Annotated in this window: 11 protein-coding genes; 10 read left to right on the top strand and 1 reads right to left on the bottom strand. The window is 68.0% G+C overall.

Annotated features, from left to right (window positions below; genetic code table 11):
- The 9 genes from FXN61_RS44035 to FXN61_RS43995 form a co-directional block, all read left to right on the top strand.
- A partial coding sequence (locus FXN61_RS44035) for an Rv0497 family membrane protein (RefSeq protein WP_512698767.1) occupies nucleotides 1-776 on the top strand: 776 nt, incomplete at its 5' end.
- Nucleotides 773-1,585: a sugar phosphate isomerase/epimerase family protein gene (locus tag FXN61_RS44030; protein WP_167979775.1), complete on the top strand. Its 813-nt coding sequence runs from the start codon at nucleotides 773-775 to the stop codon at nucleotides 1,583-1,585. The genes FXN61_RS44035 and FXN61_RS44030, both read left to right, overlap by 4 nt.
- A 10-nt stretch (nucleotides 1,586-1,595) precedes the next feature.
- Complete coding sequence (locus tag FXN61_RS44025) at nucleotides 1,596-2,492, top strand: proline dehydrogenase family protein (RefSeq protein ID WP_312878462.1); 897 nt, start codon at nucleotides 1,596-1,598, stop codon at nucleotides 2,490-2,492.
- On the top strand, nucleotides 2,489-3,271 hold the full coding sequence (locus FXN61_RS44020; RefSeq protein ID WP_167979774.1) for a thioesterase family protein: 783 nt from the start codon (nucleotides 2,489-2,491) through the stop codon (nucleotides 3,269-3,271). The genes FXN61_RS44025 and FXN61_RS44020 overlap by 4 nt, the downstream gene beginning before the upstream one ends.
- 10 nt (nucleotides 3,272-3,281) lie before the next feature.
- Nucleotides 3,282-4,091, top strand: coding sequence for a pyrroline-5-carboxylate reductase (gene proC / locus FXN61_RS44015; RefSeq protein WP_167979773.1), 810 nt, complete (start codon nucleotides 3,282-3,284; stop codon nucleotides 4,089-4,091).
- A gap of 119 nt (nucleotides 4,092-4,210) precedes the next feature.
- Nucleotides 4,211-4,423, top strand: a complete 213-nt coding sequence (locus tag FXN61_RS44010) for a helix-turn-helix domain-containing protein (RefSeq protein WP_030477960.1) — start codon at nucleotides 4,211-4,213, stop codon at nucleotides 4,421-4,423.
- Between the two features lie 120 nt (nucleotides 4,424-4,543).
- Nucleotides 4,544-4,645, top strand: coding sequence for a 30S ribosomal protein bS22 (locus tag FXN61_RS44005; protein WP_015105422.1), 102 nt, complete (start codon nucleotides 4,544-4,546; stop codon nucleotides 4,643-4,645).
- Nucleotides 4,646-4,912: 267 nt separating this feature from the next.
- A complete protein-coding gene (locus FXN61_RS44000) occupies nucleotides 4,913-5,950 on the top strand; it encodes an NAD-dependent epimerase/dehydratase family protein (protein WP_167979772.1) in 1,038 nt (345 codons plus the stop codon).
- Between the two features lie 17 nt (nucleotides 5,951-5,967).
- Nucleotides 5,968-6,927, top strand: coding sequence for a lysophospholipid acyltransferase family protein (locus FXN61_RS43995; protein ID WP_167979771.1), 960 nt, complete (start codon nucleotides 5,968-5,970; stop codon nucleotides 6,925-6,927).
- Here FXN61_RS43995 and FXN61_RS43990 read toward each other — a convergent pair.
- A complete protein-coding gene (locus tag FXN61_RS43990; RefSeq protein ID WP_167979770.1) occupies nucleotides 6,896-8,167 on the bottom strand; it encodes an isocitrate lyase/PEP mutase family protein in 1,272 nt (423 codons plus the stop codon). The two genes, FXN61_RS43995 and FXN61_RS43990, sit on opposite strands and share 32 nt — an antisense overlap.
- Before the next feature lie 65 nt (nucleotides 8,168-8,232).
- On the opposite strand from FXN61_RS43990, the gene FXN61_RS43985 reads away from it, so the two are divergent.
- Nucleotides 8,233-8,898, top strand: coding sequence for an ArsR/SmtB family transcription factor (locus FXN61_RS43985; RefSeq protein WP_167979769.1), 666 nt, complete (start codon nucleotides 8,233-8,235; stop codon nucleotides 8,896-8,898).
- Nucleotides 8,899-9,055: the final 157 nt, after the last annotated feature.

Below are 9,055 nucleotides of genomic sequence, written 5' to 3'. Positions count from 1 at the left end.
CACCGCCGGCCCCGTCGCGCACCAACATCACGCGCCCGCCGAAGCCGGGACCGCCTCCGGGGCCTGCGCCGATGCAACCGTCGTTGCAGATGCCCACGCCGGCGCCGAAGCCGGCGATGCCTCCGCGCGAGGCGATGACCGAACAGCTCCCGCGCATCCCGGCCAAGGCGCCGGTGGACCAGATCGCCGCGCTCGACACCGAGTCCGTGCTGATCGTGCCGCCCGCCCCGCCGAAGCTGCCGGAGCCGCTGCCGAACAACGAGCCAGACGCCTGGTTCGGTGACGAAGAGGTCGCCGCCGCCCAGACCGTTCTGTCCATGCCGCCGATGGAGTCGACCGCGGCGCACCCCGGCCCGTACGTGGACGATGACGACTCGCAGGAGTACGCCGCCTACCGCGCCGAGGACGACTACCTCACGGACAACGACGAGGAACCCGCCGAGGACGAGCGCCCAGCGGGCCTCGACGACGCCGGTGAGGCCGAGGAAGAGCCGGAAGAATCCGCGGAACGTTCGCCGGCCAAGGAATGGCTGATCATGATCGGCCAGCTCGCCGTCGGCGTGCTCGGCGGCGCGGCACTGTGGCTCGCCTTCAACTTCCTGTGGCGCACGCAGGCGGTGGCCGCACTCGTGGTGGCGCTTGCCGTTACCGTTGGTCTGGTGTTGCTGGTTCGCAAGATCCGCCGAGCGGACGACCTCCAAACCACACTCCTGGCCATCCTCGTGGGCCTCATCGTCACCGTCTCACCAGCGGCGATGCTGCTGGTGAAGAGTTGACGGCCCGCATCCCGGTCGGGCTTTCCACGGCATCGGTCTACCCGCAGCCCGCCGGAGCGGCGTTCGAGATCGCCTCCGAACTGGGCTACGACGGCGTCGAGCTGATGGTGTGGGCCGACCCGGTGTCGCAGGACATCCGCGCGGTCGACCGCCTGTCCTCCCGATCGGGCATGCCGGTCCTCGCCGTGCATGCGCCCTGCCTGCTGATCTCACAACGGGTGTGGTCGCCGGATCCGTCCGAGCGCCTGCGCAAGTCGGTGCAGGCGGCTCAGGATCTCGGCGCTCCCACCGTGGTGCTGCACCCGCCGTTCCGATGGCAGCGGAAGTACGCGGACGGGTTCGCCGAGCTGGTCTCGTCGTTGGAGGACGAGAGCGGCATCGCGATCGCCGTGGAGAACATGTTCCCCGTGCGCCGGCCGTTGGGACGTGGGCGTTCGGTGCAGATGACCGCGTTCAAGCCGTCCATCGACCCGACCGACGTGGGGCATCGCAACTACACGCTGGACCTGTCGCACTCGGCCGCCGCGCACGTGGACGCGCTGGAGCTGGCCAAGCGGATGGGCGACGGGCTGCGGCACATCCATCTCGCCGACGGGTCCGGTGCGCCGAAGGACGAGCACATGGTGCCGGGGCGCGGAACTCAGCCGTGTGCCGAGCTGTGCGAGATGCTGGCGCGCGGCGGGTTCGACGGGCAGGTCGTGCTGGAGGTCAACACGCGGCGGGCAGGGTCACCGGCTGCGCGGCGGGAGATGCTCGCCGAGGCGTTGCTGTTCGCGCGGCTGCACCTGGACTGGCCTGCGGCGCGTTAGGGTTCGTGGTGTGAACCCGCTGCGAGCGTTGATCATGGCCGCGTCTCGCAACGAGACTGTCCGCCATCTCGTCGCCAGCGCGCCGATCAGCCGTGACGTCGTGAAGAGGTTCGTCGCGGGCGAGAGCACGAAGGACGCCGTCGACGTCGTGCGGAAGCTCGGTCTGCCGGTGACGCTGGACTACCTCGGCGAGGACACCACGGACAAGGCGCAGGCCGAACGGATCGTTCAGGCGTACCTGGAGCTGCTCGACGCGCTGCACGCCGCCGGGCTGGCCAAGAACGCAGAAGTCAGCGTGAAGCTGTCGGCCGTCGGGCAGGCGCTCGACGAGTCGCTCGCCCTGACGAATGCCTCCCGGATCTGTGCCGCCGCCGAGCAGTGCGGCACGACGGTGACTCTCGACATGGAAGATCACACGACCACGGATTCGACCCTGCGGATCCTGCACGAGTTGCGGCGCACCTGGCCGTGGGTGGGCGGAGTGCTGCAGACGTACCTGCACAGGACGCTGGACGACTGCAAGCAGCTCGCGGGGCCAGGCAGCAGGGTGAGGCTGGTCAAGGGTGCCTACGCGGAGCCGCCGGACGTGGCGATCCAGGACCCGCACGAGGTCGATCTGAACTATGTGCGGTGCCTCAACGTTCTCCTCGCTGGGGAGGGCTATCCGATGTTCGCCACGCACGACCCCCGGTTGATAGAAATCATTGGCGAACGAGCGCGCTGGTATGACAAAACTGACTTCGAGTACCAGATGCTGTACGGCGTCCGGCCGGAAGAGCAGAGGCGCCTCGGGGCTCGCGTTTATGTTCCCTACGGCGAGCAGTGGTACGGATATCTCATGCGGCGACTAGCAGAACGGCCTGCCAACGTGTCCTTCTTCTTGCGGTCGCTGGCCAGCCGCTCATGACCTTCACGAAGTCCAGCGCGGTGCGGTCGCTCGGTGACGGAACCTTCACAGCGTCCCTTCCCGCCGAGTGGACCGTCGGCCCCAAACCCCACGGCGGGTTCCTGCTCGCGATGATGACGCGCGCGGCCGCCCACATCGCGGAAGGCGATCCGCTGGCGGTCTCCGCCCAGTTCCTGCGGGCGCCGGAGATCGGCCCGGTGCTGGTCAGGACCGATGTGCGCAAGGCAGGCAGGACGGCGACGGTCGTCGCGGTGTCCCTGGAGCAGCGCGGGCAGGTGTGCGTCGAGGCGTCGGTGACGACGGGGCGGATCCCCGAGCACCGCGCCGACTACGCGAACCTGCCGTCGATCCCGGCCGCCCCGCCGCCCGGTTCCGTGGAGCTGGCGACGTTCCCGACCGGCGGCATCTACAAGGTCGGCAGCCTGTGCGACCTGCGGGTGGACCGGGAGAGCGCGACGTTCCTCGACCGGCGCACGGACGGGCCGCTGACGCTGAAGCTGTGGGCGCGGCCGATCGACGAGCAGCCGGACCCGTACTTCGCGCTGCTGGCGGGCGACCTGTCGATGCCGGTGACGTTCAACCTCGGCCGCTTCGGGTGGTCCCCGACGGTGCAGCTGACGGCGTTGCTGCGGGCCCGGCCTGCGCCTGGATGGCTGCGCATCCACGTCACCTGCCAGTCGGTGCACGGGCAGTGGTTCGACGAGGACGCCACGGTGATCGACTCAGCCGGCCGGCTGGTGTGTCAGGCACGGCAGTTGGCGCTGACGCCTGCTGTGTGAGACTTGACCGATGACGAAGATCGCGGTGCTCGGCGCGGGCAAGATCGGTGAGGCGCTGCTGTCCGGGCTTCTGCAAGGAGGCCGCGCGGCCTCCGATCTGATGTTCACCGAGAAGCACGAGGCCCGTGCGGCCTCGCTCACGTCGCAGTACGGGATCGAGGGCACCACGATCGCCGGCGCGGCGGCGAAGGCCGACGTGCTCGTCGTGGCGGTCAAGCCGCAGGACATCGAGCCGCTGCTGACCGAGCTCAAGCCGGTGCTGCGTGCGGGCACGCTCATCGTCTCGTTGTGCGCGGGGCTGCCCACGTCCCTGTACGAGCGCAGGCTGCCAGAGGGCACGCCGGTCGTGCGGGTCATGCCGAACACGCCGATGGTGGTCGGTGAGGCCATGAGCGCCGTCTCAGGCGGCTCGAACGCCACGCCCGAGCACCTCAAGGTCGTGGAGGAGCTCCTCTCGACCGTGGGCAAGGTCGCGGTCGTGCCGGAGTCGCAGCAGGACGCGGTGACGGCGTTGTCCGGTTCGGGCCCCGCCTACTTCTTCTTCCTGGTCGAGGCGATGATCGACGCGGGCATCCTGCTCGGAATCCCGCGCGACCTGGCGTCGACGTTGATCATCCAGTCCGCTGTGGGTGCCGCGACGATGCTGGCCGAAGGCTCGTCGCACCCGGTCATCCTGCGTGAGGCCGTCACGTCACCGGCGGGAACGACGATCATGGCGATTCGCGAGCTGGAGAAGCACGGCGTCCGTGCGGCACTGCTGGCTGCCATCGAAAGCGCGCGTGATCGGTCCATCGAACTGGGCCGGCAGCACGAAGACTGACCCCGCCTGGACGTCGCAGGAGTCACACCAGTCCCGCTACTCTCAAGAGAGCACGTGCGTGTCGAACCGTCGGTGGGGAAGACCGACGGCACGACACGTGTCGAAGGATGCGGTGATACATGCCTGCGAAGGAGAACGAACGAACAGGTCTCGCTCAGGTCCAGTTCCTGACCGTGGCCGAAGTGGCCTCGATGATGCGGGTCTCGAAGATGACCGTGTACCGGTTGGTGCACTCCGGTGAGTTGCCCGCTGTGCGGGTCGGCAAATCGTTCAGGGTGCCCGAGAAGGCCGTGCACGCTTACCTGGAGAACGCGTACTTCGACGCTGGCTGAAGGCTGGCGAACCCCAGCGGGTAGACTGGTAGGCCGATCGTGCTTACCGGCGCGCCGTGCTTGACACGGCCAAGGCTGGGGCGCGCCAGTCAAAGCAACGTCTAGAGCTAAGGAACCCGCATGGGCTCGGTCATCAAGAAGCGCCGCAAGCGCATGTCGAAGAAGAAGCACCGCAAGCTGCTGCGCAAGACCAGGGTCCAGCGCAGGAAGCGCGGCAAGTAAGCCCCGTGTGCGCTCTGGCCGCCGCCGATCTCCTCTCGAAGGGGTCGGCGGCGGTCGCATTTCCGGGACCTGTCGGGGTGCTTGCAGTGGCACGGAATATCACCCTCTGAGACGCTGGGGCACAACCACGGGAACGGGGGCCGCCGTTCGGGTGATTAGCCAGTAAAGCCCGCGTGACCTGCGTCAAGACGGCGTTCCGGCCCCCTCCGGTTCTGGATCCGGTCTGTAGCATCGACCAATCGCAACGCCCTTCGTGCTTGGAGTCGCATGACGCCCAAGGTCGTCCTCGTCACCGGAGTCAGCCGCTTCCTCGGCGGCCACCTCGCCGCGCGGTTCGCCGCGAACCCGGACATCGAGCGCGTGCTCGGTGTGGACACCGAGCCGCCGCCACGCGACCTCCTGCGCAGGATGGGCAGGGCGGAGTTCGTGCGGGCGGACATCCGCAACCCGTTGATCAGCAAGGTCATCTCCACCGCGAACGTGGACACGGTCGTCCACGCCTCCGTCACCGCCAACCCGGCAGGGCCCACCGGTCGCACGGCGATGAAGGAGATGAACGTCATCGGCACCATGCAGCTGCTGGCCGCGTGCCAGAAGTCGCCGAAGGTGCAGAAGCTCGTCGTGAAGTCCACCAGCGCCGTGTACGGGTCGTCGTCGCGTGACCCGGCGGTGTTCACAGAGGACATGGGCCCGAAGGACCTGCCGTCGTCCGGCTACGCCAAGGACGCGGTCGAGGTCGAGGGGTACGTGCGCGGATTCGGTCGCCGCAGGCCGGACGTGAACGTCACCACGCTGCGCTTCACGAACTTCATCGGCCCGCGCATCGACACGGTGCTGACCCGTTACTTCGCTCTTCCGGTCGTGCCCACGGTTCTGGGCTACGACGCTCGTGTGCAGCTGCTGCACTCCGAGGACGCGCTGGCGGTCCTGGAGCGCGCGACGCTGCACGACCTGCCAGGTGTGTTCAACGTGGGCGGCGACGGCGTGCTGCTGCTGTCGCAGGCGATTCGACGGGCGGGCAGGCTGAACCTGCCGGTGCCCAGCGCCGCCGTGCCCACGGTCGGCGGCTTCTTCCGGAGCGCCCGGCTCGTCGACTTCTCGCCGGACCAGATGAGGTTCCTCAACTGGGGGCGCGTGATCGACACCACCCTGCTGAAGAAGGACTTCGGGTTCACGCCGCGGTGGACCACCCAGCAGGCGTTCGACGACTACGTGAGCGGCCGAGGCCTGAAGCCGCTCATCGACCCGGAGATGATCGAGGCTGCGGAACGGGGAATCCTCGACGCAGCCGCTCGTTTTCGCTAAATCTTTGCCTTGAGGAGATGAACGCAGTGGCAGGAGCACGCGTTATCCCGCTGCACGATCCGGAACGCGACGCCGCGCGCAGATCACGCCACGTCGAGGTGGTTCCCGAACCCGCGCAGCAGCAGTCCGGGACACCGGACTGGGAACGCAGGCTGGCCGACCTGCTGTCGTTCGCGCGCAGGCGGATCGCGGGCGACTACCAGATCGACGAGTTCGGGTTCGACCGCGACCTCACCGAGAACGTGCTGATGCCGCCGCTGAAGCCGTTGTACGAGAAGTGGTTCCGGGTCGAGACGATCGGGCTGTCGAACATCCCGATGGCCGGCGGCGCGCTGATCGTGGCGAACCACTCCGGCACGTTGCCGCTCGACGCCCTGATGACCTCCTACGGCATCGCGTCCGAGCACCCGGCTTCTCGCCACATGCGCATGCTCGGCGCCGATCTCGTATTCCGCACGCCGGTCCTGGGCGCCCTGGCCCGCAAGTCGGGCCAGACCCTGGCGTGCAACCCGGACGCCGAGCGGCTGATGTCGTCCGGCGAGCTCGTCGGCGTGTGGCCGGAGGGCTTCAAGGGCATCGGCAAGCCGTTCAAGGACCGCTACAAGCTGCAGCGCTTCGGCCGCGGCGGTTTCGTGTCGGCGGCGCTGAAGACCGGCGCGCCGATCATCCCGTGCTCGATCGTCGGGGCAGAGGAGATCTACCCGATGATCGGCGACATCAAGGCCCTCGCGCGTCTGTTCGGCTTCCCGTACTTCCCGGTGACGCCGTTCTTCCCGCTGCTCGGGCCGCTGGGAGCGATTCCGCTGCCGTCGAAGTGGTACATCGAGTTCGGCGAGCCGATCCGCACCGACGTGTTCGGCGAGAACGCGGCCGACGACCCGATGCTCGTGTTCAACCTCACCGACCAGGTGCGGGAGACGATCCAGCAGACCCTGTACCGGCTGCTCACCCAGCGGAGGAACGTGTTCCTGGGTTGATCAGGTCCTGCACCTCGGCGTAGCTGAACGCCTGTGGACTTGCACCGTCGCGCACTGCCTTCGCGGTCGTGACGGTGTGGTGGAGGGCAGCCCGGAACAGCAGTGATCCGGTGCTGATGCGCTTGACACCCAGGTTGGCGAGCTCCTTCGGGGTGCGGTTCTGGGCCAGCACGTTCAGCGGGGCCAGGTGTGCGAGCTTCTCGACGTCGCCGGGCTCGGTCACGCCTGGCACGAAGATCCCGTCCGCCCCGGCAGCCACGTACCGCTTCGCGCGATCGAGGGTCTCCTCCAGCGCGATGCCCTGCCAGTGCGTGTCGACGCGGGCGTTGAGGAAGACGCCGGGCGCGCGTTCCTTGACCTTGCTGATCAGCCTCGCCTGCACCGCCGGATCGGCGAGCCCGTGCGGCCTGCCGTCTTCCAGGTTGACGCCCGCGACCCCCAGCTGTGCGACGAGCTCGGCGACCTCGTCGTGGTCTTCGGAGAACCCCGACTCCAGGTCGACGGTGACCGGGCAGGGCAGATCCCTCAGCAGCTCGGCCAGCGCCGTCGCCTGCTTGCGTGCCAGCCCCGCGCCGTCGGGGATCCCCGCGGCCGCGGCTACTCCCAGGCTCGTCGTGCCGACGGCCCGGAAGTGCTGTGCCAGCGCGGCTGCCGAGGCGTAGTCCCAGGCGTTGGGGAGGATCAGCGGCTCTTGCTGGTGGTGCAGCGCGTGGAACGCCATGTTCTTGGCGATCCTCGTTGCGAGCTGCCGGCCGGGGCAGGCGTGCGGGCCGTGCCCGAACGGGTGGTCATTGAGGCTGACTTCGACGACGCCGCTTGTGGTGACCCGGCGGGTGATCGGAACGGGCGGCGCTGGGTTTCCGGTGCGGAGGTGCTCTGCGAGTGCGTTGGTCGCCGCCCAGGCCTGCACTAGCAGTCCGATCCGTGCTGCGGTCTCCTCGCTCTTGTCGGTGGCCAGTCGCTCCACTGCGGCGTCGGCTGCTGCGGTGATCTGTTCGTGTGGCTGGTAGCTCGGGGCGATCGTGGCTATGTCTGGGAGGGAGCCGGGGAGGCCCAGCTTGGTGGCCAGCTCGTCGAGGGTGGTGGCGTTGACCGTGTCCAGGAGCTTCGTGGTTAGGGCTCGCCTGCGGGTGTGGTCTGGGCCGTTGCTGAAGCGGACGACTTTGGACCTTAGCCAGGCCACGCCCTTGTCGCTGGGCTCGACGTTGGGGACGGGGAGGCTGAGCAGCTCTTCGGTCATGGGGTCGACGCTATTGGCCGGACGTTTCGGTGTGGGCCGAAGTGTTTCGGTCGCAGAATGGGGCTATGGAGGGACTTGCTCAGGTTGCGGCTCTGTTGGCCGACAAGACGCGGGCGGCGTTTTGTGGGGCTCTGTTGGATGGGCGGGCTTGGACTGCTCGTGAACTGGCTTCCCATGCTCGGGTGGCTCCCTCTACCGCTAGTGAGCACCTCACTCGGCTTGTTGAGGGTGGAGTGTTGGTTGAGCATCGGCAGGGGCGGCATCGGTATGTGGCATTGGCTGGGCCGCACGTTGCTGAGCTGTTGGAGACGATGGCTGCGTTTGCTGGGCCGGGTGCTCAGCCGCGTAGCTTGCGGGCGGCTTCCGCTGGGGAGGCCATGGCTCGGGGGCGGACTTGCTACGACCATCTGGCTGGTCGGCTGGGTGTCGCTCTGAAGTCCGGTCTGCTGGAACTAGGCGTTGTTAGCAGCGACCTCGTTATCACCGAGCCCGGGATGGTGTGGTTGAAGGAGCTCGGGTTTGAGCCGTCCAAGCGGGTGGTTAGTCGGGCTTGTCTGGATTGGACTGAGCGGGTGCCGCATCTTGCTGGGGCGGCTGGGGCTCACCTGTGTTCGGTGTTTTTTGAGCGGGGGTGGATCAAGCGGATCGGGACCAGCCGTGCGGTCGTGCTCACGGGGGTGGGTGAGCAGGGGTGGGGTGAGCTTGGGCTTGTCGGCGCGCCGGTTTTGTAGGGTTGGCGCGCGGGTTGCGTAGGTCGTCCCCCGGTTTCGTTGGCGGGTGCCGGTTTCGTGTCCGTAGGTGGTCGCGTTGCGTTGTCACCTGGCGGTTGCGAGAGTTTTCTGGGGCGCTGCCCCAGACCCCGCCAATCTGATCAAAGACCTGTCCAGC

Source organism: Lentzea indica (genome assembly GCF_012184385.1).
GTDB lineage: Bacteria > Actinomycetota > Actinomycetes > Mycobacteriales > Pseudonocardiaceae > Lentzea > Lentzea indica.
Note: the sequence above shows the minus strand (reverse complement) of the source record. Positions and strands in the feature narration are given on the sequence as shown.